This window comes from Streptomyces sp. GB4-14 (genome assembly GCF_022696125.1).
Classification (GTDB): domain Bacteria; phylum Actinomycetota; class Actinomycetes; order Streptomycetales; family Streptomycetaceae; genus Streptomyces; species Streptomyces werraensis.
The window spans coordinates 1129928-1152441 of record NZ_RZHO01000002.1 but is presented as its reverse complement, the minus strand read 5'-3'; the positions used below and the strand labels follow the sequence as shown (position 1 = coordinate 1152441).

General features: G+C 73.8%; 20 protein-coding genes. 9 read left to right on the top strand and 11 right to left on the bottom strand.

The annotated features are described in order from the left end of the window. Positions 1 to 90 precede the first annotated feature (90 nt). From ELQ39_RS06510 to ELQ39_RS06500, 3 genes are all read right to left on the bottom strand, one after another. On the bottom strand, positions 91 to 1371 hold the full coding sequence (locus ELQ39_RS06510) for an HRDC domain-containing protein (protein WP_242591328.1): 1281 nt from the start codon (positions 1369 to 1371) through the stop codon (positions 91 to 93). A 224-nt stretch (positions 1372 to 1595) separates the two neighbouring features. Further along, positions 1596 to 2258, bottom strand: a complete 663-nt coding sequence (locus ELQ39_RS06505) for a helix-turn-helix transcriptional regulator (RefSeq protein WP_006130493.1) — start codon at positions 2256 to 2258, stop codon at positions 1596 to 1598. Between the two features lie 317 nt (positions 2259 to 2575). Continuing rightward, a complete protein-coding gene (locus ELQ39_RS06500; RefSeq protein WP_190001237.1) occupies positions 2576 to 3250 on the bottom strand; it encodes a DUF3000 family protein in 675 nt (224 codons plus the stop codon). 161 nt (positions 3251 to 3411) lie between these two features. Here ELQ39_RS06500 and hemE point away from each other — a divergent pair, with 161 nt between their 5' ends. The 6 genes from hemE to ELQ39_RS32360 all read left to right on the top strand — a co-directional run bounded on the left by hemE (position 3412) and on the right by ELQ39_RS32360 (position 9629). Further along, positions 3412 to 4479: a uroporphyrinogen decarboxylase gene (gene hemE / locus ELQ39_RS06495; protein WP_242591327.1), complete on the top strand. Its 1068-nt coding sequence runs from the start codon at positions 3412 to 3414 to the stop codon at positions 4477 to 4479. A 303-nt stretch (positions 4480 to 4782) separates the two neighbouring features. Beyond that, entirely contained in the window at positions 4783 to 6072 is a 1290-nt protein-coding gene (locus tag ELQ39_RS06490; protein WP_242591326.1) for an ABC transporter substrate-binding protein, read from the top strand. Between the two features lie 10 nt (positions 6073 to 6082). Further along, entirely contained in the window at positions 6083 to 7024 is a 942-nt protein-coding gene (locus tag ELQ39_RS06485; RefSeq protein ID WP_242591325.1) for a carbohydrate ABC transporter permease, read from the top strand. Next, positions 7024 to 7875, top strand: a complete 852-nt coding sequence (locus tag ELQ39_RS06480; protein WP_242591324.1) for a carbohydrate ABC transporter permease — start codon at positions 7024 to 7026, stop codon at positions 7873 to 7875. The genes ELQ39_RS06485 and ELQ39_RS06480 overlap by 1 nt, the downstream gene beginning before the upstream one ends. A gap of 18 nt (positions 7876 to 7893) precedes the next feature. Further along, entirely contained in the window at positions 7894 to 8667 is a 774-nt protein-coding gene (locus ELQ39_RS32365) for a CocE/NonD family hydrolase (RefSeq protein WP_337662991.1), read from the top strand. Continuing rightward, positions 8658 to 9629 carry a CocE/NonD family hydrolase gene (locus ELQ39_RS32360; RefSeq protein WP_337662990.1) on the top strand — a complete coding sequence of 324 codons (972 nt, stop codon included), beginning with the start codon at positions 8658 to 8660 and terminating at the stop codon, positions 9627 to 9629. The genes ELQ39_RS32365 and ELQ39_RS32360 overlap by 10 nt, the downstream gene beginning before the upstream one ends. On the opposite strand, the gene ELQ39_RS06470 is transcribed toward ELQ39_RS32360, so the two are convergent. From ELQ39_RS06470 to ELQ39_RS06460, 3 genes are all read right to left on the bottom strand, one after another. Further along, a complete protein-coding gene (locus ELQ39_RS06470) occupies positions 9618 to 10661 on the bottom strand; it encodes a LacI family DNA-binding transcriptional regulator (protein WP_242591323.1) in 1044 nt (347 codons plus the stop codon). The two genes, ELQ39_RS32360 and ELQ39_RS06470, sit on opposite strands and share 12 nt — an antisense overlap. A gap of 53 nt (positions 10662 to 10714) precedes the next feature. Next, positions 10715 to 12250 (bottom strand): glycoside hydrolase family 43 protein, encoded by a 1536-nt coding sequence (locus tag ELQ39_RS06465; RefSeq protein WP_242591322.1) that lies wholly within the window; start codon positions 12248 to 12250, stop codon positions 10715 to 10717. Positions 12251 to 12320: 70 nt separating this feature from the next. Continuing rightward, a complete protein-coding gene (locus ELQ39_RS06460; RefSeq protein ID WP_242591321.1) occupies positions 12321 to 13181 on the bottom strand; it encodes a rhomboid family intramembrane serine protease in 861 nt (286 codons plus the stop codon). Positions 13182 to 13313: 132 nt separating this feature from the next. Between ELQ39_RS06460 and ELQ39_RS06455 the strand changes: the two genes are divergently transcribed. Then, positions 13314 to 13664 carry a hypothetical protein gene (locus ELQ39_RS06455; protein WP_190001246.1) on the top strand — a complete coding sequence of 117 codons (351 nt, stop codon included), beginning with the start codon at positions 13314 to 13316 and terminating at the stop codon, positions 13662 to 13664. 39 nt (positions 13665 to 13703) lie between these two features. Here the strand turns inward: ELQ39_RS06455 and ELQ39_RS06450 are convergent, their stop codons facing one another. Together ELQ39_RS06450 and ELQ39_RS06445 are read right to left on the bottom strand one after the other, a co-directional pair. Beyond that, the gene (locus ELQ39_RS06450; protein WP_225625101.1) at positions 13704 to 15098 is read right to left on the bottom strand and encodes an FAD-dependent oxidoreductase; all 1395 of its coding nucleotides are present in this window, start codon (positions 15096 to 15098) and stop codon (positions 13704 to 13706) included. A gap of 37 nt (positions 15099 to 15135) precedes the next feature. Then, positions 15136 to 16146: a DUF4349 domain-containing protein gene (locus tag ELQ39_RS06445; protein ID WP_242591320.1), complete on the bottom strand. Its 1011-nt coding sequence runs from the start codon at positions 16144 to 16146 to the stop codon at positions 15136 to 15138. A gap of 159 nt (positions 16147 to 16305) precedes the next feature. On the opposite strand from ELQ39_RS06445, the gene hemG reads away from it, so the two are divergent. Together hemG and hemQ are read left to right on the top strand one after the other, a co-directional pair. Next, positions 16306 to 17763 (top strand): protoporphyrinogen oxidase, encoded by a 1458-nt coding sequence (hemG, locus tag ELQ39_RS06440; protein WP_242591319.1) that lies wholly within the window; start codon positions 16306 to 16308, stop codon positions 17761 to 17763. 5 nt (positions 17764 to 17768) lie between these two features. Continuing rightward, entirely contained in the window at positions 17769 to 18500 is a 732-nt protein-coding gene (hemQ, locus tag ELQ39_RS06435; protein WP_190001250.1) for a hydrogen peroxide-dependent heme synthase, read from the top strand. A gap of 6 nt (positions 18501 to 18506) precedes the next feature. On the opposite strand, the gene ELQ39_RS06430 is transcribed toward hemQ, so the two are convergent. The 3 genes from ELQ39_RS06430 to ELQ39_RS06420 form a co-directional block, all read right to left on the bottom strand. Beyond that, positions 18507 to 20108 (bottom strand): alpha/beta hydrolase, encoded by a 1602-nt coding sequence (locus ELQ39_RS06430; protein WP_242591318.1) that lies wholly within the window; start codon positions 20106 to 20108, stop codon positions 18507 to 18509. A gap of 113 nt (positions 20109 to 20221) precedes the next feature. Beyond that, complete coding sequence (locus tag ELQ39_RS06425) at positions 20222 to 21004, bottom strand: TIGR04222 domain-containing membrane protein (protein ID WP_242591317.1); 783 nt, start codon at positions 21002 to 21004, stop codon at positions 20222 to 20224. Between the two features lie 193 nt (positions 21005 to 21197). After that, entirely contained in the window at positions 21198 to 22508 is a 1311-nt protein-coding gene (locus ELQ39_RS06420) for a DUF692 domain-containing protein (protein ID WP_242591316.1), read from the bottom strand. Between the last annotated feature and the right edge of the window lie 6 nt (positions 22509 to 22514).

Sequence of the window (22514 nt, the reverse complement as noted above, 5' to 3'; positions counted from 1 at the left end):
GCGAAGCACCCGCGCGGCTCGCGCGCCGGGCGTGGGACGGGGGGACGCGAGCGGCGTCGCGGTCCGGCGTGTCCGTCCGGGCCGGCGGGATCAGCCCGTCAGGGCCGCCACCAGGACCGGAGTCACCTGTTCCACCTGCCAGGCGCGGGCGCCGTGCGCGGTCAGGGCCGCGGCGACCGTCTCGGAGGTGGCCGGGGCCGGCGGCTCCCAGCAGACCCTGCGCACGGTGTCCGGCGTGATCAGGTTCTCCGCGGGCATGTTCAGCCGCTCCGCGAGCGCGGTCACGCCCGCCCGCGCGGCCGACAGCCGGGCCGCGGCCGCCGGGTCCTTGTCGGCCCAGGCGCGCGGCGGCGGGGGGCCGGTCACCGGCTGGCCCGGCTGGGGCAGCCGGTCCTCGCTCAGTGCCTTCGCCCGGTCGACCGCCGCCTGCCACTGCTCGAGCTGGCGGCGGCCCACCCGCTGGCCGAAGCCGTTCAGCGCGGCCAGGGCGTGGGGGTTGGACGGCATGGCGAGGGCGGCCTCGACGATCGCCGCGTCGGACAGCACCTTGCCGGGGGAGACGTCACGGCGCCGGGCGATCCGGTCCCGGGTCTGCCACAGCTCCCGTACGACGGCCATCTGCCGGCGGCGGCGCACCTTGTGCATGCCCGACGTACGGCGCCAGGGGTCCTTGCGGGGCTCCGCCGGCGGCGCCGAGGCGATCGCGTCGAACTCCTGCCGCGCCCAGTCCAGCTTGCCCTGCCGGTCCAGCTCCTTCTCCAGCGCGTCCCGCAGGTCGACCAGCAGCTCGACGTCGAGGGCGGCGTACCGCAGCCACGGCTCGGGCAGCGGGCGCGTGGACCAGTCGACGGCGGAGTGGCCCTTCTCCAGCAGGAAGCCGAGCACGTTCTCCACCATCGCGCCGAGGCCGACCCGGGGGAACCCGGCCAGCCGGCCCGCCAGCTCGGTGTCGAAGAGCCGCGTCGGCGCCATGCCTATCTCACGCAGGCAGGGCAGGTCCTGGGTGGCGGCGTGCAGCACCCACTCCACGCCGGACAGCGCCTCGTTCAGAGCGGACAGATCAGGGCAGGCGACCGGGTCGATCAGCGCCGTGCCCGCGCCCTCGCGCCGGAGCTGGACGAGGTAGGCGCGCTGCCCGTAGCGGTAGCCCGAGGCCCGCTCGGCGTCCACGGCGACGGGTCCGCGGCCCGCGGCGAAGGCGGCGACCACCTCGGCGAGGGCGGCCTCGTCGGCCACCACGGGGGGGACGCCGTCGCGGGGCTCCAGCAGGGGGATCGGCGCCTGTGCAGCAGAGGATCCGCCGTCGTCCGGAGGGGCGCCTCCGGTGGTGCGCAGTGAACTGTCTGCTGCGGTGTCGTGGGCGTCGGTCACCTGTCAAGAGTATCCGTACGGGCCGGTACCCGGCCCGCCCCTCGGCCCGGTGACCCCGCCGACCAGCGAAAACAGGCCGCCGCCGGTCCCGCGCGGCCCTTGGTGCGGCCGTGCGCGCGAGGGCGCCCGCCGACGCGGGGGCGTCGGCGGGCGCGGGCAGCGTCAGGCTGGGAGGGGCAGGGGTAGTTGGAAGCGGACCGGGGACGGCTCGGCAGGAGGAAGGGTCAGTGGATGATGCCGGTGCGCAGGGCCACCGCCACCATCCCGGCGCGGTCGCCCGTGCCGAGCTTGCGGGCGATGCGGGCGAGGTGGCTCTTCACGGTCAGGGCGGACAGGCCCATCGAGACGCCGATCGCCTTGTTCGACTGGCCCTCCGCAACCAGCCGCAGCACCTCGACCTCACGGCCGGACAGCTCGCGGTAGCCACCCGGGTGGCTCGGGGCACCCGGGGGACGGCGGTGCAGGCGGGCGGCCGCCGCGCCGATGGGGGCCGCACCGGGACGGGTGGGGAGCCCGAGGTTGGTGCGGGTGCCGGTGACGACGTAACCCTTCACGCCGCCGGCGAGGGCGTTGCGCACGGCGCCGATGTCGTCGGCGGCCGAGAGGGCGAGGCCGTTGGGCCAGCCCGCGGCGCGGGTCTCGGAAAGGAGGGTGAGGCCGGAACCATCCGGCAGGTGGACTTCGGCGACGCAGATGTCGCGGGGGTTGCCGATGCGGGGACGAGCCTCCGCGACGGACGAGGCCTCGATCACATCGCGCACACCGAGCGCCCACAGATGGCGGGTGACGGTGGAACGTACGCGGGGGTCGGCCACGACCACCATGGCGGTCGGCTTGTTCGGGCGGTAGGCGACCAGGCTTGAGGGCTGCTCGAGGAGAACGGACACCAGGCCTCCTGGGGTGCGGGACGGGGCCGGCTCGTGGGGGTGAAGCCGGGGACGAACCGTGCTTTCAAGGTCACAGTCGTCTTCGGCAGCAAACCTGATGTCCTTTAGGAAATGATCACGATCTGGTGAGTAACAATCCGGGCAATTCGGACGCGCGATCGATCATTCGAAGATCGAACGGTTTCGGTCTGCGGCGGAACGCTTCCGAATGTGGCCGTATCGACAAAGAGACGGCCACTGGGGCGTCCGTGAGGTTTGAGCAGGACGGCAACGGGGTTCCCTCTGCGACTGGCCGAAACCCGACCACCCGGCGGACCTCAGCGCGACTGGGGTCCCCGCCGCTGCGGCAGCGTCACCACCGACGCGTCCCCGGGCGCGGTCGGCGGCAGCCCCGCCACCTGCGCGAGCAGATCGCACCAGGCGACCAGATGGGTCGCCGTGTCCGGCACTCCGCCGAGTCCCTCCCGCGGCGTCCACGAGGCGCGGATCTCGATCTGGGAGGCGGCCGGCCGCTCGGACAGCCCGCCGAAGTAGTGGGAGCTCGCCCGCGTCACCGTCCCGCTCGGCTCGCCGAACGCCAGCCCGCGCGCGGTGAGCGCACCCGTCAGCCAGGACCAGCACACGTCCGGCAGCAGCGGGTCCGCCGCCATCTCCGGCTCCAGCTCCGCGCGGACCAGGGTCACCAGCCGGAACGTGCCGCGCCAGGCGTCGTGCCCGGCCGGGTCGTGGAGCAGCACCAGCCGGCCGTCGGCGAGGTCCTCCTCGCCGTCCACGACCGCCGCCTCCAGCGCGTACGCGTACGGCGCGAGGCGTTTCGGCGCGGGGGTGGGCTCGACCTCGATCTGCGGGCGCAGCCGCGCGCCGCGCAGCGCGTCGACAGCGGCCCGGAAGGGCAGCGGGGGCGTACCCCCGGGTCCGGTGGTGCCCCCTGCCTCCTTCGGTTCGTCCATTCCGCCAGCGCCGTCCGACAGTCGTCCCTGAGCCGCAGCCATGCGGGGAAGATTAAGCGGAACGGGTCGTCGGCGCAGGGAGGGACACCCGTGCCGTCCGGGGGTGTCCGGATCACGCCGCACCCCCGCCGCGCGCCCCCGCTCCCCGGGACCCGGCATCCCGGCGGCCGGGACGGTTCGGGCGACATGCGAGACTGGCCGGTGTGAGCGCCAACGTGAGCCCGACGGGCAGCCAGCCGACTTCGACGTACGACAGCGCCTTCCTCAAGGCGTGCCGGCGTGAGCCGGTGCCGCACACCCCGGTGTGGTTCATGCGGCAGGCCGGGCGCTCCCTGCCGGAGTACCGCAAGGTGCGCGAGGGCATCGGCATGCTGGACTCCTGCATGCTCCCCGAGCTGGTCACCGAGATCACGCTCCAGCCGGTGCGCCGCCACCAGGTCGACGCGGCCATCTACTTCAGCGACATCGTCGTGCCCCTCAAGGCCATCGGCGTCGACCTCGACATCAAGCCGGGCGTCGGCCCGGTCGTCGAGCGGCCGGTGCGCACCCGCGCCGACCTCGACCGGCTGCGGGACCTGACCCCCGAGGACGTCCCGTACGTCACCGAGGCGATCGGGATGCTGACCCGGGAGCTGGGCGCCACGCCGCTGATCGGTTTCGCGGGCGCCCCCTTCACCCTCGCCAGCTACCTCGTCGAGGGCGGCCCGTCCCGCACGTACGAGAACGCCAAGGCGATGATGTACGGCGACCCGGAGCTGTGGGCCGACCTGCTGGACCGGCTCGCGGAGATCACGGCCGCCTTCCTGAAGGTGCAGATCGAGGCCGGCGCCTCGGCCGTGCAGCTCTTCGACTCCTGGGCCGGCGCGCTCGCCCCCGCCGACTACCGCCGCTCGGTGCTGCCCGCGTCGGCGAAGGTGTTCGACGCGGTGGCCCCCTACGGGGTGCCGCGCATCCACTTCGGCGTCGGCACCGGTGAGCTGCTCGGGCTGATGGGCGAGGCCGGCGCGGACGTCGTCGGCGTCGACTGGCGCGTTCCGCTGAACGAGGCCGCCCGACGTGTCGGCCCCGGCAAGGCGCTCCAGGGCAACCTGGACCCGACCGTGCTGTTCGCCGGCCGCGAGGCCGTCGAGACCAAGGCCCAGGAGGTCCTGGACGCGGCCGCCGGCCTGGAGGGCCACGTCTTCAACCTCGGCCACGGCGTCATGCCGTCCACCGACCCGGACGCCCTGACGCGCCTGGTGGAGTACGTCCACACGGCTTCCGCCCGCTGACCGTATACGGCTGACCGCCGTCCGGCGGCCCCTCGGGGGCCGCCCGTGAGGCCGGTGCCGCGCGCTCCCACGCGCGCGGCACCGGCCTTCTGGCTTTCCCGTCGGCTCACCGCACCCGCCCGACACCTCGTTCGTCATCTCGAACAACGGTCGTTATGTCGGTAACGATTGGGCAACTTGCGAAAACTTTCTGTTGCTCCACCGACATTTTCGGCGGTAGACCTTGCCCAACTTCGCGGATGGCTCGTTAGTTTGCGCAAACTTTTCAGATGTGGATCACTGACGACAGATCAGGAGCGCCCGATGACGAGGAAGACCCGCAGCGCGACGGCTGCCGCGATCGGCCTGTGCTGCCTCGCACTCGCCGCAGCCGGATGCGCCGGTGGCGGCGACGACGGCGCGGTCGGCGGCGAGGCGACGGTGACCGTCTGGACGAACGCGATGGAGGGACGCGGCCTGGTGTTCTGGCAGAACGCCGCGAAGGAGTACCGGAAGCTGCACCCCGACGTCACGATCAAGATCCAGACCGTGCAGAACGAGGACCTGGACGGCAAGCTGCAGAACGCCCTCAACTCGGGCTCGGCGCCGGACGTCTTCCTCCAGCGCGGCGGCGGCAAGATGCAGGCCATGGTCGACGCCGGCCAGATCAGGGAACTGGCGCTCACCGACACCGACCGGGCCAACGTGGGCGAGGCGGCCCTCGAGGGCGCCTCCATCGACGGCAAGGTCTACGCGATGCCGCTCGACACCCAGCCCGAAGGCATCTACTACAGCAAGGACCTCTTCGAGAAGGCCGGCATCACCGCGCCGCCGACGACTCTGGACGAGCTGAAGGACGCCGTCGCCAAGCTGAAGGCGATCAAGGTCGCCCCCATCGCGGTCGGCGCCAAGGACGCCTGGCCCGCCGCGCACTGGTACTACAACTTCGCCCTGCGCGAGTGCAGCCAGGAGACCATGCAGGAGTCGGCCAAGTCGCTCACCTTCGACGACCCCTGCTGGACGAAGGCCGGCGAGGACCTCGCGGAACTCCTGGGCACCGACCCCTTCCAGAAGGGCTTCCTCACGGCCACCTCGCAGCAGGGCGCCGGATCGTCGGCCGGCCTGATCGCCAACCACAAGGCCGGCATGGAGCTCATGGGCAACTGGAACCCGGGCGTCATCGCCGACCTGACCCCGGACAAGAAGCCGCTCCCCGACCTCGGCTGGTTCCCCTTCCCGGCCGTCCCCGGCGGCAAGGGCGACCCCACCGCCATCATGGGCGGCGCCGGCGGCTACTCCCTGTCCAAGAACGCGCCCGAACAGGCCCTCGGTTTCCTCCAGTTCGTGGTGACCAAGGAGCAGCAGGTGGCCTACGCCGAGGCGTTCGACACCATCCCGGTGAACAAGGCGGCCCAGGGCGTCGTCACCGAGCCGTACAACATCTCGGCGCTGCAGGCCTTCAACAAGGCCGCCTACTCCATGCAGTTCCTCGACACCGTGTACGGCCAGAACGTGGGCAACGCCATGAACATCGCCGTCGTGAACCTGCTGGCCGGCAAGGGCTCCGCGGCCGACATCGTCAAGGACGTCAAGGCCGCCGCGGAGAAGGGCTGACCGGACAGACATGAGCGACACCCTCGCCCCGCGGCGCGCGGCCGCACGCCGCCGGGGCAGGACGCGACTGGAGATCGCCGTCCTGTCCGCACCGGCGGTCATCGTGTTCCTGGCGTTCGTGATCCTCCCCGTCGCGCTCGCCGCCTACTACGGCTTCTACCGGTGGAAGGGCTACGGAGACCCCACCGACTGGGTCGGCCTGAACAACTACCGGCTGATCCTCACCGACCCCGCGTTCCACGACGTCCTGTGGCACAACGGCCTGATCCTGGTGCTGTCCCTGGCCGTCCAGGGGCCGCTGGCCATCGGTCTCGCCCTGCTGCTCAACCGGCGGATACGCGGCCGCTCCACGATCCGCGTCCTGGTCTTCGTGCCGTACATCATCTCCGAGGTGATCGTCGGCACCGGCTGGAGCCTGATGCTGCAGAGCGACGGTGCCGTCAACGGCCTGCTGCGCGCGACCGGCCTCGGCTCGCTGGAGGCCGACTGGATCTCCGACCCGGACCTGGCCCTCTGGACGCTGATGGCCGTCATCACCTGGAAGTACCTCGGCTTCGCGGTGATCCTGATGCTCGCGGGGCTGCAGTCGGTCCCGGACGAGATCTTCGAGGCCGCGCAGATCGACGGCGCCTCCTACTGGCAGATCCAGCGCCGGATCACCCTGCCGCTGCTGGGACCGACGGTCCGCATCTGGGCGTTCCTGTCGATCATCGGCTCGCTGCAGCTGTTCGACCTCGTCTACATCATCTGGGGCCAGTACGTCTCGGGCACCGCCGGGACCTCCACCATGGCGATCTACATGCTCGCCCAGGGCCGTAACGCGGGCAACTACGGCTACGGAAGCGCCGTCGCCGTCGTGATGTTCGTGATCTCGCTGGTCGTCGCGCTGATCTACCAGCGTTTCGTCCTGCGCCGCGACCTCCGGGGCGCCGTCACCGAAGGGACCGTGTGATGAGCGCGACGACCACCGTCTCCCGGAAGCCCACGGGGCGCGACGGCGGCCCGGTCACCTACTTCGTCGCGCTGCTCTTCGTCGGAGTCTGCGTCGCGCCGGTGCTGTACATCGTGCTCGGGGGGTTCCGCACCAACGCCCAGATCACCACCGATCCGGCCGCGCTGCCCGACCCCTGGGTCGGCGCCAACTACGCCGGCGTCCTCACGTCGTCGGTCTTCTGGGGAGAGTTCGCCAACTCCCTGATCGTCGCGCTCGCCAGTACGGCCGGCATCGTGACGCTCGGGCTGATGGTCAGCTTCGTCATCGCCCGCTACGACTTCCGGTTCAAGGGCGCCATGTACTCCTTGTTCGCGGCGGGCCTGATGTTCCCGATGGTCATCGCGATCACCCCGCTGTACCTGGTGATCAAGGACCTCGGGCTGGTCGACAACCTGCTCGGCGTGATCGTCCCGCAGATCGCCTTCGGACTGCCGACGACCGTCATCATCCTCGTGCCGTTCCTGCGGGCCATCCCGAACGAGATCGAGGAGGCCGCCGCGCTCGACGGGATGAGCAGGCTCGGGTTCTTCTTCCGCATGGTGGTCCCGCTGTCGCTGCCCGGCGTGGTCACCGTCGGCATCCTCGCCTTCGTCGGCAGCTGGAACAACTACCTGCTGCCCCTGTACGTCCTCAACTCGCAGGCCAACTTCACCCTGCCGCTGGGTGTGCAGGTGTTCTCCTCGCAGTACTCCACGGACACCGCGAAGGTGCTCGCCTTCACCTCGCTCGCCATGCTGCCCGCCCTGGTGTTCTTCTCGGTCTTCGAGAAGCGCATCGTCGGCGGTCTCACCGGCGCGGTGAAGGGCTGAGGGAAAGGGACCGCAGCCGTGCCCGTCTCCTCCCGGCCGACACCGGACCCGGTCGCCGAACGCCGGGAGGTGACCTGCCCGTTGCGCGACGGAACACGGCTGCGGACCCTCCTGCTCCTCCCGCACGGCACCGGACCCTGGCCGGCCCTCCTCACCCGCCACCCCTACGACGTGGCCCGCGAGGAGGACGACGGGTACCTGGACGTCCGCCGCATGGTCGCCGCCGGCTATCTGGTCGCGCTCCAGGACGTGCGGGGCCGCTTCGGCTCCGAGGGCGTCTTCGACCCCTGCTCCCAGGAGGAGGCGGACGGCGCCGACGCCGTGGCCTGGCTCGCGGCCCGCCCCGAGTGCGACGGCGCCGTGGGCATGTGGGGCGCGTCCTACGCCTCCGACACCCAGTTCGCCGCGCTGCTCGGCGGCGCCCCGGCGCTGCGGGCGCTCGCCCCCGCCATGACGCCCGCGCTGTCGGCGCTCGACGGTTTCCGCTTCCGCGGCGGCGTGCCGGAGCTCGGCAGCACCCTGGCATGGACGCACTACGCCATCGCCCCGGACACGATCAGCCGTCTCGCGTCCGCCGGTGAACGGGAGGCCGAGCGGCGGCGATGGGAGGCGACCGAGCACGCGATCACGACGGGCGAGGCGTACCGGGCCGGGGCCCTGCACACGGGACGGGACGTCGAGGGCATCGTCCGGTGGGGGCTGGACCGGCTGCGGGAGCCGCTGGACTCGCCGCGTCACCGGGCGGGGAAGATCGTCGACCGGACCGACGCGGTCGACTGCCGGTGCTGTTGACCGGCGGCTGGTTCGACGTCTTCCTCGGTCCGACCCTGGAGCTGTACCGGCGGCTGCGGCGCCGCGCGGAGGAGACGGGCGGGCCGGCGCCCCGGCTGGTCGTGGGCGCGTGGACGCACGACGACCTGTCCGGCCGGGCGGCGGGCCTGGACTTCGGCCCGGAGGCGTCCGCCGGGTCCGTGGACCTCACCGCGCTGCACCTGCGCTGGTTCGACGCGGTGCTGCGCGGGGATGCGCTCGACTCCCCGCCGGTACGGGTGTTCCTGACGGGCGCCGACCGGTGGGTGGAGGCGGACGGATTCCCGCCGCGTGACGCGCGGGCACTTGAGCTGTACCTGACCCCGGAGGGCGCGCTCGCGCCCGAGCCGGCCGGGAGCGGAGGCCGGCGGCTCGTCAGCGACCCGGCGTCCCCGGTGCCGACGTGCGGCGGGGCCGTCCTGCTCTTCGCGCCGTTCGGGGCGGGCCCCGCCGACCAGACGGCGGTCGAGGCCCGGCCGGACGTCGTCTCGTGGCGCACCGGGCCGCTGGAGGAGGGCCTCACGGTGATGGGCGCGGTCCGTGCCGTCGTCCACCTCGTCACCACGGGGACGGACGCGGACGTGGTGGTCCGGCTGTGCGACGAACGCCCCGACGGCACCAGCCGCGTCGTCGCCGACGGCGTGCGGCGGGGATCGGCACGGTCCGCCGACCCGGTCACCGGCCGTGGCGAGCGGGGACCGCTGGAGCCGGGCCGGGCGTACGAGCTCGCCGTGGACCTGTGGTCGGCCGCGCACACCTTCCTGCCGGGTCACCGGATACGCGTCGACATCGCCCCCAGTTCCTCACCCCGCTGGGACGTCGGAACCAACACCTACGCGCCGGAAGGGGAGTGCGCTCCACCCGTCACGGCCGAGCACACGATCCTCCAGGGCGCCGGCCGGCCGAGCCGGCTCGTCCTCGACGTCGTCGCGTCACCGCTGTGACACGGGGCCGGTCGAGGCGCGCACGACCAGTTCGGTCGCCAGCTTCATCCGGGCCGGGGGCCGGGCCGCGCCGTCCTCGCCCCGGGAGAGGTCGAGCAGCAGCTTGACCGCCGCGGCGCCCAGTTCGGTGCTGGGCTGGCGGACGGTCGTCAGTCCGGGAGTGATGTACTGCGCCTCCGGCAGGTCGTCGAAGCCGATGACGCTGACGTCGTCGGGGACCCGCAGGCCCCGCTCGCCGAGCGCGTCGTAGACGCCGAGCGCCATCGAGTCGGCGCAGGCGAAGACCGCCGTGATGCCCGGATGCTCGTCGAGGAGGGTGTGGGTGGCGGCCGCCGCCTTGGCGCGGTTCCAGCCGCCGTGGGTCACCGTCACCGTGGCCCGCCCCCCGGTCTCGGTGTCGGCCGCCCCGCGGAAGCCGTCCACGCGGGCCCGGCTGAACAGATGGCGGGCGTGCCCGGCGACCACGCCCAGCCGCTCGTGCCCCAGGGACAGCAGATGCTCGGCGGCCATGCGGCCGCCCTCCCAGTTCGCCACGCCGACGCTCGTCACCCCCGCGGGCGGTGTGGTCATCGGGTCGATCAGCACCACCGGGACGCCCGCCGCGAAAAGCGCGCCGAACTGCGGCGACGCCGGGTCGACCAGCGTGCCGACCACGCCGAGGGCGCGCCTGCGCAGCACCCGCGACACCCAGTCGCCGTGCGGCTCGGCGAGCGTCAGCACGACGTCGAGCCCCGCCGCGGCGGCCTCGCGGCCGACTCCGGCGATGAGGAGGTTCGCCCACGACCCCTCGAAGTGGGTGACCACCAGGTCGAGGACCTGGGACCGGCCCTTCTCGTCCCGCACGCCCTCGCTCCTGCCCCCGGCCCTGCGGGTGTAGCCGACGGCCCGTACGGCCTCCATGACCCGCGCCCGGGTCTCCGCCGAGACGTCGGTCCCGCCGCGCAGCACCTTCGACACGGTCGGCACGCTCGTGCCGGCGGCCTCGGCGACCAGGGACAGGGTGGGACGCGTTCCGGCTGGTCGGGGTGGCATGGGGGACAGATTAGCCGAACCGCCGCCGGGCCCCGCGGGCCTCGGGCGGTCCCTCACACGGCGGGCGACGGGACGTACTCGAACCAGTCGAAGGCGACCGAGCCCTTCGTGGCGTACATGCCGATGACGCGGCCGGTGAAGCCGGCGGCGACCTCGGTGGACAGGTAGCGCCCGTCCAGTTCGGCGAGCGGGTGGGCGCCCGGGGCGGTGGGGTCGCCCAGCCAGAAGGCGAGGGTGTCGGGGCCGGTGGTGTGACCGTCGGTGAGCAGGGGTGAGGCGGGCACCAGGTCCGTGGTGCGGACGGTCACGCCGAGGAGCAGCGGACCGGGCGGGGCGGACCGCTGGGCCACGGTCTGGCTCAGCGGACCGATCCGCGCCACGACGCGCACCTCCCCGTCGCCGGCCTCCACCTCGTAGTGATGGGCCTCGTCCAGGCGTACGCAGATGCCGCCGCGTCCCGTCCCCGGGTCGACCAGGGCGGTGACCCGGCAGTCGTGGTGCTGCTGGCGGCGGCCGACGAACGTGTAGCCGGGGGTGTCCAGGGTGGGGCCGGTGGCGTGCAGCACCAGCGATCCGGGGCGCTCCGTGAGCGACCAGGAGCCCTCCGGGCGGGTGAACGGCGAGATCCAGTGCGGTGCGAGGGCGGCCCCGTCGAAGTCGTCACGGGCGGGCGGGTCCTGCACGGGGTGCCAGGCGCCGCCCGGGGCCGGATGACGCTCCGGCACGGGTGCGACGACCGGCCAGCCGTCCTCGTCCCACTCCACGGGCGTCAGGAACGTCTCCCGGCCCAGGACGTGCACGTCGGGCGTGAACCCCCGCGGCCGGACGCCGAGCAGCACCATCCACCAACTGCCGTCGGGAGCCTGCACCAGATCGGCGTGGCCGGTGTTCTGGATCGGGCGGCCGGTGCCGCTGTGCGACAGCAGCGGATTTCCGGGCGCGCCCTCCCAGGGGCCGCGTGGGGAGCGGGCGCGGGCCACCGACACGGCGTGGCCGCGCTCCGTGCCGCCCTCGGCGATCAGCAGGTACCACCAGTCGCCGATGCGGTGGAGGTGCGGCGCCTCGGGGTACTTGAGACCGGTCCCCGACCAGGTGGGGAAGGGGCCCTCCAGCACCGCGCCCGTGACCGGGTCGATCCGCGCCAGGTTGATGCCGCCCGCGGGTCCGGAGAAGGCACACCAGCAGGTGCCGTCCTCCTCCCACGCCAGATCGGGGTCGATCCCCTCCAGGTCGATCCGGACGGGGTCGCTCCACGGCCCCTCGGGCCGTTCGGCCGTGACGACGAAGTTGCCGCCGCCGCCGACGTTGGTGTTGACCACCCAGAAGCGGCCGTCGTGGTGCCGGATCGTGGGGGCGTAGAGACCGCCGGACGCCTTCGAGCCGGGAAGCGGCAGCGGCAGTTGGGAGGGGCGGTCGAGCACGTTGCCGATCTGCTCCCAGTGCACCAGGTCCCGGCTGTGGAAGAGGGGCAGCCCGGGGAAGTACTCGAAGCTGGAGCACACCAGGTAGTAGTCGTCGCCGACCCGGCACACGCTCGGATCGGGGTGGAAACCGCTGATCACCGGGTTGTCGTACGTGTGGTCGAACATGGTCCTCCCCATCGAACGGCGGGCCGCTGGGGGGAGTCTAGGCCCGGAGGCGATCAGGCGGGCGGTCGTTCTACCAGCCGGGCCCGTTCTGCCGGCCGGACCTGTTCCGCAGGCCGGGCCGCGCCCGCCTGCCGAAGAGGACGCCGCGCGGCTCGGGCGGCGGGGGAGTGCCCGGCTTCAGCGGCCACGCCAGCAGCATGCCCACGACGAAACCGACGACGTGCGCCGCGTACGCCACCGTGCCCGCGTCCGTGACGCCCTGGCCCGCCGAGTACACCGCCTGGAGCCCGAACCACAGGCCCAGCACGATCCACGCGGGCAGCCGCAGCGGCAGGAAGATCAGGAACGGCACCAGCACCCAGACGCGTGCCCTGGGATAGAGGACCAGATACGCGCCCAGGACGCCGGCGACGGCGCCCGACGCGCCGATCAGGGGCTCGCCCGAGCCGGCGTTCAGCAGCGCGAAGCCGTACGCGGCCGCGTAGCCGCAGACCAGGTAGAACAGCAGGAAGCGGAGGTGCCCCATGCGGTCCTCGATGTTGTTGCCGAAGATCCACAGGAACAGCATGTTGCCCAGCAGGTGCAGCCAGCCGCCGTGCAGGAACATCGCCGTCAGCACGCTCAGCTCGGGCGATTTGTCGTAGCGGGGCGGGCCGATCACGCACCCGGCGCCCTGCGGGCCCACGCCGGTGGCGCCGGTCGGCACCAGGTTCGGCAGCTGGTGGTGGATCAGCTCCCTGGGCACCACCGCCCACCGCTCCAGGAACGCCTGGAGGTGGCACAGCTCCGCCAGGCTGCCGCCGCCCCCGGTCAGGGAGCCGACGACACCGGGCGTGAGCGCCACGAAGACGACGAAGTTGGCGATGATCAGCGCGTACGTCACCCAGGGGGTGCGGCGCGCGGGGTTCACGTCATGGACGGGGATGACCACGTCCCACTAGTGCCCGGACGGCCGCCGGTGAATCAACGGGCCCCTGAACGCCGCCCGTCCGCCGTGCGTATGTCTCCTCAACCGCCCGCGGCGCGGGGAAGGCGCCGCGGGGCCGACGTGAGGACACAGGCGATGAACGACCGAGTGACCGTCCCCGTGCACGCCCTGCCCGACGGCGAGGCCGAGCTGACGCTCGTGGTCCGCCTCCCCTGGGAGGACGTCGCCCGGCTCGGCCAGGAGGCGGGGCGGCTCGCCGCGCAGATGCAGCGGCCGGTGACGCTGGACGAGGCGGTCGGCCACCGCCTCCGCTCCCCCCGCGCGGCCGCCGCCCACGCCCGCCCGACGGCCGGCGAGCAGCCCCCCGCCGTCCCGCCGGCCACCGCCTCCGCCGCGTCGACGGCCGGCTCGGTCTCCTCCCTCCCGTCCCGCCCGCCGGGGGAGCAGGCCCGCCAGGCGATCGAACGGATCAACGGCACGGCGTGACGCCGTCCCGTCGAGGGTGGACGGGCGGGGCAGGTGTGCTCACCGCGCCCTCACCTTCGCCGCCGCCTTCCGGGCCGCCACCTGGACCGGGTCCCAGACCGGGGAGAACGGCGGGGCGTAGCCCAGGTCCAGGGCCGCCACCTGGTGGACCGTCATGCCCGCCGTGAGGGCGACCGCGGCGATGTCCACGCGTTTGCCCGCGCCCTCGCGGCCGACGATCTGGACACCGAGGAGGCGGCCCGTGCCCAGTTCCGCCAGCATCTTCACCGTCATGGGGGCGGCGTTCGGGTAGTAGCCCGCGCGGCTGGTCGACTCGATCGTCACCGCCTCGAAGCGCAGGCCCACACGGTGGGCGTCCTTCTCCCGCAGGCCGGTGCGCGCGATCTCCAGGTCGCACACCTTGCTGACCGCCGTGCCGACCACGCCCGGGAAGGTCGCGTAGCCGCCGCCGGCGTTGGCGCCGATGATCTGGCCGTGCTTGTTGGCGTGGGTGCCGAGCGGGATGTGCCGCAGCTGCCCGGAGACCAGGTCGAGCACCTCCACGCAGTCGCCGCCCGCCCACACGTTCCCCTGGCCGCGCACCCGCATCGACCGGTCGGTGAGCAGCCCGCCGTGGTCGCCGAGGGGCAGTCCCGCGGCCCGCGCGAGGGTGGTCTCGGGCCGCACGCCGATGCCCAGGACGACGACGTCGGCGGGATACTCGGCGTCCGCGGTGGCGACCGCCCGCACCCGGCCGTCGGCGCCGGTGGCCAGCCCGGTCACCTCGGCGTCGTTCACCATGGTGATGCCCATGCCGGTCATGGCCTCGTGCACCAGCCGGCCCATGTCGGGGTCGAGCGTCGCCATCGGCTCCCGGCCCCGGTTCACGACCGTCACCTCGTAGCCGCGGTTGATCAGCGCCTCGGCCATCTCCACACCGATGTAGCCCGCCCCCACGACCACCGCGCGGCGCCCTCCCGTACGGGACAGCGTGTCCAGCAGGGCCTGCCCGTCGTCCAGGGTCTGCACCCCGTGCACCCCGGGCGCGTCGATCCCGGGCAGGTCGGGGCGGACCGGCCGCGCACCGGTCGCGATCACCAGCTTGTCGTACGACGTCCATGACTCGGCGCCGGACTCCACGTGACGGGCCCGCACCCGCCCCCGCTCCACGTCGATCTCCGTGACCTCGGTGCGCAGGCGCACGTCGATGTCCCGCGCGCGGTGCTCCTCGGGGGTGCGGGCGATCAGATCGTCCCGGTCACCGACGTCACCGCCCACCCAGTAGGGGATGCCACAGGCGGAGTAGGAGGTGAAGTGGCCGCGTTCGAACGCCACGATCTCCAGCTCGTCCGGGCCCTTCATCCGCCGGGCCTGCGACGCCGCGGACATGCCCGCGGCGTCGCCGCCGATCACGACCAGCCGTTCCCTCGCCCCGTGCGCAGCACTCGTGTTCATGCCGCCCACGCTACGGGGGAGGGTCGAGCACGGTTCCTCAGGCGTCGCCGTTCCCGGCGCCGGGGGCGCGCCCCGGGACCGGCGGGGCGACGGGCAGCGAACCGGCGCCCGTGCCCGGACCGCCCTCCGCCGCGGGTCCGTGACGCGGGCGGCGCGGCAGCCGGGGGCTGATCAGCTTGCTCCACACCAGGACGAGCAGCGCCGCCACCGCCGCGAACGGCAGGACCGCGCCCAGCGCCAGCATCAGCCAGCGCAACAGGGTCAGGAAGACGCTCCAGCCGCCCTCGAGCGCGTCCAGGAAGCCGGGGTCGTCGTCCTTCGCCTCCTTCTCCACCGGCGTCTCGGACAGCGTGAGCGTGACGGTGGCGAGGCTGGTGCGGTCCTTCAGGGACGCCTGCTGGGCGAGCAGCGACTCCAGGTCGGCCTGGCGGCTGCTCAGCTCGCCCTCCAGCGTCACCACGTCGCTGAGGCGGGTCGCCCGGTCCATCAGCTCGCGGATCCGCGCCACGCTCGCCCGCTGCGACCGGATGCGGCTCTCCACGTCGACCACCTGGTCTGTGACGTCCTCCGCGTTCGCACTGCGCTCGACCAGGGTGCCCGTGCCCTCCAGCTCGGCCAGCACCTTGTCGTACGCGTCCACGGGCACGCGCAGCACCACGCGGGTGCGCTCGTGGCCCTGGCCGTCCCGGCGGGTGGTCTCGTCGCCGACGTAGCCGCCCGCGTTCGTGGCCGCGGTGCGCGCCTCGTCGAGCGCCGTCGGCACGTCCTTGACGCGCACCGTCAGGGAGGCGGTGCGGATGATGTGCTCCGCCGCCGGCCGGGGCGCGGAGGGGACGGAACGGTCCGCCGCGCCGCCGGGCGCGCCCTGCTTCCCGGACTCGGGCGCCGCGTCCACGGCCGCCCCCTCGTCCGCCGCCACCCCCTTCCCCCCTCCGGCCTTGCTGTCGGCGCTGTCGCCGGCCCCGCTGCACCCGGTGGCCAGGAGGGCCGCCGCCAGCAGTGCTCCCGCCAGGACATGGGCGGACCGTACGGATCGTCGTGTGCGCATTGCGGGACTCCCCCTGTTCGTGGTGACACTGACGCTCCTCAGACGCCGTGAGGGGGGCGGGCGTTCGGGCCGGACGGTCGCGATGGGGTCACGGTAGGGACTCGGCGGGGCCACACGGCCCTGGCGGGCCGGCGTGCGGCGTTTGAGAAGGTGGAGGGCATGAGCGGATCACACAGGGACGGCGGCCGGCACGCCGTCGTCGTCGGAGCGGGCATCGCCGGACTGGCCGCCGCGCACCGGCTGCTGGAGCACGGGGCGCGGGTCACCGTGCTGGAGGCCTCGGACCGGGTCGGCGGCAAGCTGCTGCCCGGCGAGATCGCGGGCGCCCGCGTCGACCTCGGCGCGGAGTCGCTGCTGGCCCGCCGGCCCGAGGCGGTCGGACTCGCCCGCGCGGTCGGGCTGGCCGGCCGGCTCCAGCCGCCCGCCACCGCCTCCGCCGCGCTGTGGACCCGCGGCGCCCTGCGCCCCATGCCGAAGGGGCACGTCATGGGCGTCCCCGGCACCGCCGCCGCCCTCGCCGGCGTGCTGTCCGAGGAGGGCCTCGCCCGGATCGAGCGGGACGCCGAGCTGCCGCCCACCGAGATCGGCGACGACGTCGCCATCGGTGAGTACGTCGCCGAGCGGTTCGGCCGGGAGGTCGTCGACCGGCTCGTGGAGCCGCTGCTCGGCGGGGTGTACGCGGGGGACGCGTACCGCATCTCGATGCGCTCGGCCGTCCCGCAGCTGTTCGAGGCCGCCCGCACGCACGCCACGCTGACCGAGGCGGTCCGGGCCGTGCAGGCGAGGACGGCCGCCGCACAGCAGGCCGGTCCCGTCTTCACGGGCGTCGCGGGCGGCGTGGGCACGCTGCCGCTCGCGGTCGCCGACTCCCTGCGCTCCCGGGGCGTCCGCGTCCTCACCGGCACCCCGGTCACCGAACTGCGCCGCGAACCCGACGACGGCTGGCGCCTCGTCGCCGGCGGCGAGACGCTGCACGCCGACGCGGTCGTCGTCGCCGTGCCCGCCCCGGCCGCCGCGGGCCTGCTGCGCGCCGAGGCGCCGGGCGCCGCCGCCGAGCTGTCCGCCGTCGAGTACGCCTCGATGGCGCTGGTCACCCTCGCCTACCGGCGCGACGAGGCGCGGCTGCCCGAGGGCAGCGGGTTCCTGGTGCCGCCCGTCGAAGGCCGCAGCATCAAGGCGTCCACGTTCGCCTCCCGCAAGTGGGGCTGGGTCGCCGAGGAGAACCCGGACCTGGCCGTCGTACGCACCTCCGTGGGGCGCCACGGCGAGACGGAGATCCTGCACCGCGACGACGACGAGCTGGTGGAGCTGTCCCGGCACGACCTCGAGGCGGCCACCGGCCTGGTCGCCGCCCCCGTCGCCGCCCGCGTGACCCGCTGGGACGACGGACTGCCGCAGTACCCGGTCGGCCACCACGCGCGCGTGGCCCGCGTCCGCGCCCACCTCGCCGGCCTGTCCGGGCTGGCCGTCTGCGGCGCCGCGTACGACGGCGTCGGCGTCCCGGCGTGCATCGCGAGCGCGTATGCCGCCGCCGACCAGATCAGCGGTGACCTGCGCGCTGTGCAGGAGCTCACCGCCCACCCGGTGCAAAGCCTTCACGGAGGAGCAGGAGAATAAGGGACATGAGTGACGACGCCACCACCCCCGCGCCCGACCGGATCCCCAACAAGGGCAAGCTGGCCAAGGACCTCAACGAGGTCATCCGCTACACCCTGTGGTCCGTGTTCAAGCTGAAGGACGTCCTGCCGGAGGACCGCGCCGGCTACGCCGACGAGGTCCAGGAGCTGTTCGACCAGCTCGCCGCCAAGGACGTCACGGTCCGCGGCACCTACGACGTGTCGGGCCTGCGCGCGGACGCCGACCTCATGATCTGGTGGCACGCGGAGACCGCCGACCAGCTCCAGGAGGCCTACAACCTCTTCCGCCGCACCAGGCTCGGCCGCGCGCTGGAGCCGGTCTGGTCGAACATGGCGCTGCACCGCCCCGCCGAGTTCAACCGCTCGCACATCCCGGCGTTCCTCGCCGACGAGACGCCCCGCGACTATGTGAGCGTCTACCCGTTCGTGCGCTCCTACGACTGGTACCTGCTGCCGGACGAGGACCGCCGCCGGATGCTCGCCGACCACGGCAAGATGGCCCGCGGCTACCCGGACGTGCGCGCCAACACGGTCGCGTCGTTCTCGCTCGGCGACTACGAGTGGATCCTCGCCTTCGAGGCCGACGAGCTGTACCGCATCGTCGACCTGATGCGTCACCTGCGTGGCTCCGAGGCCCGTATGCACGTCCGTGAGGAGGTCCCGTTCTTCACGGGCCGCCGCAAGGACGTCGCCGACCTGGTCGCCGGTCTGGCCTGACGCCGCTCAGGTCGCGGGCGACGCGGGAGCGGGCGCCGGGTGCGGTGCGCAGGACGCGCGCCGGCCCGGCACCCGGCCCTCCAGCAGATACGCCGTCAGATGCGCGTTCACGCAGGCGTTGGCGCCGCCCGCGAGGCCGTGGCTGCCGGCGTCCCGCTCCGTCACCAGCGCCGCCCCGGCCAGCCGCCGGTGGAGCTCCAGCGCCCCGTCGTACGGGGTCGCCGCGTCCCGTTCCGCCGCCAGGACGAGTGTGGGCGGCAGGGCGCCCTGCCCGGCGCGCACGTCCAGGGGCCGCTGCCGGGGCGCCGCCCAGTAGGCGCAGGGCAGATTCGTCCACACGTTGTCCCACGTCCCGAACGGCGCCCGGCGCGCGAGCCGCGTGCTGTCCCGGTCCCACACCGCGAAGTCCGTCGGCCAGGGAGCGTCGTTGCACTCCACGGCCAGATACACCGCGCGTGTGTTCTCCGCCTCCGCCGCCGCCTCGGGCTGCTCCTCCGCCTGCTCCACCAGCGGACCGGGGTCGCCCTTCAGATACGCCGACAGCGCGTGCGCGCGCTGCGGCCAGTGGTCGTCGTGGTACGCCGCCTTCAGCATCGACGCGTGCAACTGCGCCGGACCGACCTTCCCGCCCGCGGGTTCCCCCGCCAGCCGCTCCCGCACCACGTCGTAGCTGTCGCCCACCTTCCGCGCCGTGTCGCCCAGCCCGTACACGTCGTGGTGGCGGGCGACCCAGGCCCGGAAGTCCGCCCAGCGGTCCTCGAACGCGGCCGACCGGGCGAGGTTGTTGCGGTACCAGACCCGCTCCGGCGCCGGGTTCACCGCCGAGTCGAACACCATCCGCCGCACGTGCGAGGGAAACATCGTCGCGTACAGCGCCCCGATGTACGTGCCGTACGACGAGCCGAGGAAGGTCAGCCGGGTCTCGCCCAGCGCGGCGCGCAGCACATCCAGGTCACGGGCGTTGTTCAGCGACGTGTAGTGCCGCAGCGCGTCGCCGGACCGCTCGGCGCACCCGCGCGCGTACGCCGCCGCGCGGGCCGCGCGCTCCCGCTTGACCGCCGCCGACGGGTGCTGCGGGGCGGGCGCGGGGCCCTGGTGGAAGGCCGTCGGGTCGGTGCATGACAGCGGGGCGGAACGGCCCACCCCGCGAGGGGCGTAGCCGATCATGTCGTACGCCGCCGCCAGCCGCTTCCAGACCGGGACCACGCCCAGCATCGGGAAGGACATGCCGCTGAAGCCCGGCCCGCCCGGGTTGTTCACCAGGGAGCCCTGACGGGGCACCGCGCGCCCGGTCACGGGGTCCTTCCCGGAGGCCCGGGAGCGGCTGACGGTGAGCCGGATCTGCTCGCCGTCCGGGCGGGCGTAGTCGAGCGGGACGCGCACCGTGCCGCACTCCACGGTGGGCGGCAGCTCCTGCTCCCCGGAGCACCGGACGAAGTCGATCCCCTCGGAGGCGGCCCGCGCGGCGGCCACCGCGGTGCCGCGTGCCTCGGACGCGGACGCGGACCCGAGGGCCGGCGCGGAGGCCGGCGCGGCGGTCCGGGCGGCGGAGGCCGGGGTGGTGAGAAGCAAGGACCCGGCGGCCACGAGGGCGGCGGCGGTTCTCATCGGTGAGGTGATCCCTTCGGTGCGCTGCGGCGACAAAAGGGATGTTTTCGGCATGCCTGGTGCCGGGCAAGGACCGTCCGCCGGGTGTCGGCGACCGGTTCACCGCCTCCGGGTCACCACTCCACGCGGGGCTCCCGGTGAGCGAAGGCCGCCCGCACCTGCGGTTCGCCCACCGCGTGCACCCCGTGCACGGCGACGGTGGTGAGGTACGCGCGGTCGTCGTCGGTGTCGCCGGCCGCCGCCCGCCGTACGGAGGCGAGCAGCCGCTGTCCCGCAGGGGACGCCCAGGGCGAGGCGGGGCTCAGCTCGAAGCGGGCGACGGCGAGACAGCCCAGCGTGAACGCCAGCGGCAGCGCGAACCACAGGGCGATCAGCGGGCGCGGCATCTGCGGAGGCGCCGGCATGAGCAGCGCGACGGCGGCGAGACCGGCCACCGCCGGCACGGCGAGCCGCATCCGGCGCAGCGCCTCGGCGACGGTCCGCCCGTCGTCCTCCGGCACCGCGAGGCCGGCGCGCACCAGCCGTTCCGCCAGCGTCCGCACCGCCTCCGCGGTCGCCGCGGCCTTCCGCACCGGCGCTATCCGCGACTGGCCCTCCGGTCCGATCGCCCCTATCACCGTGCGCTCCATGTCGTCCCGCCCGCGCGGATCGACGACGGTGGCCCAGCCGGTGTGCGCCAGCAGCAGCCGCCGCTGACGGGCCATCGCGACGAGCGTGAGATCGGCGACCCGCGCCGGACCGCCCGACAGGAACGCCGCCTCGTACAGCGTCAGCCCGCGCCGCTCTCCCGCACCGTCACCGGCGGCCGCCGCCTCACGCACGGCGGCCCGGCACAGCCGCACCCCGGCGACCCCGGCGATCGCCCAGGCCAGCAGCAGGAGAGGAACCCAGAACATGAGTTGTTTGTAAGGGACACGGTCGCGAAAACACCATGCCTTGTTCACCATCCGGACGCAGCGTTGCGGGTATGTGACGTTCCGCGGAGTCGTCCCATGACGTTCTTCGTCCGCCGCGCGGACATGGAGGACCCGTACGCGACCGTGGAGATCGGGAATCCCGACGCTCGTGAGGCCGTGCTGGACGCCCGTGTCAGCGTCGGAGCAGGGCGCGGCGGGTCGCGCGGGCCAGGCGGGTGACCGGGCGGGCCGGGCGGGGCCTCGGGCCTGAGCGGTCGAGCCACCATTCGCGCAGCTCGCGCCGCGCCCGCGTGTCCTCGGGCCGCCCGGTCAGCAGCAGATCCGCGGCGAAGTCCAGTGCGTCGCGCCGGTACCCGCCCGTCATCGGCCGCGTCTGCGCGTACGCGAGGAAGGCCGCCCGGTAGCCGTCGCCGAGGATCACCGGCAGCTCCGGGGCCACCTTGGCGACCACATCGGCCCGCTTGGCGGCCAGCGCCCGCGCCTGCACCCGCATCCGCGTCCGGTCGAACCCCTCCGGCACCGGCGTCCCCGCGACCAGCGAGGACAGCACCGCGGCCTGGGCCAGCGCCAGCCGTTCCCGGGTGGCCTCGGTGACGGGCCCGACGGCGGCCGGCTCCCGCAACCGCTGTGGCGTCGAAGCCCCGCGGACCCGGGCACCCGCCTCCACCGCCCCGCGGATCGCGCCCAGTTCGCGCTCCAGCTCCACCGGCGGCGGGAAGTTCTCGTCCCGTTCCAGCAGCACGCCCGGGGGCGACACCCGGGACGCGAGGTCCGTGAGGATGTCCAGCACCGGCGGGGGCACCGGGTGGGCGTGGCTGTCGTGCCACACGCCGTCCCGCTCGAACCCGCCCGCGACATGGACGTACGCGATGGCCTCCAGGGGGAGTTCGGCGAGCGCCTTGGCCGGGTCCTCGCCGCGGTTGACGTGGTTGGTGTGCAGGTTGGCGACGTCGATGAGCAGTCGTACGCCGGTGCGGTCGGCCAGCTCGTACAGGAACTGCCCCTCGGTCATCTCCTCGCCGGGCCAGGAGAACAGCGCGGCGATGTTCTCCACGGCGAGCGGCACGGGGAGCGCGTCCTGGGCGATGCGGACGTTCTCGCACAGCACGTCGAGGGCGTCGCGGGTGCGCGGCACCGGCAGCAGGTGCCCGGCCTCGATGCCGGGGGACGCGGTCAGCGGACCGCCCGCCCGCACGAACGCGATGTGCTCGGTGACCAGGGGCGAGCCCAGCGCCGTGGCGCGCTCGGCGAGCGCGGTGAGCCGGTGCTCGTCGGGGCGTTCGGCGCCGCCGAGCCCCAGGGAGACGCCGTGCGGCACGACGGTCACGCCGCGCTCGCGCAGCCGCAGCAGCGACGCGGGCAGATGACCGGGGCAGACGTTCTCCGCCACCACCTCGACCCAGTCGATGCCCGGCATGGCCTCCACCGCGTCCGCGATCTCCGGACGCCACCCGATCCCGGTCCCCAGCCGCACCGTCGTCATCCCCGT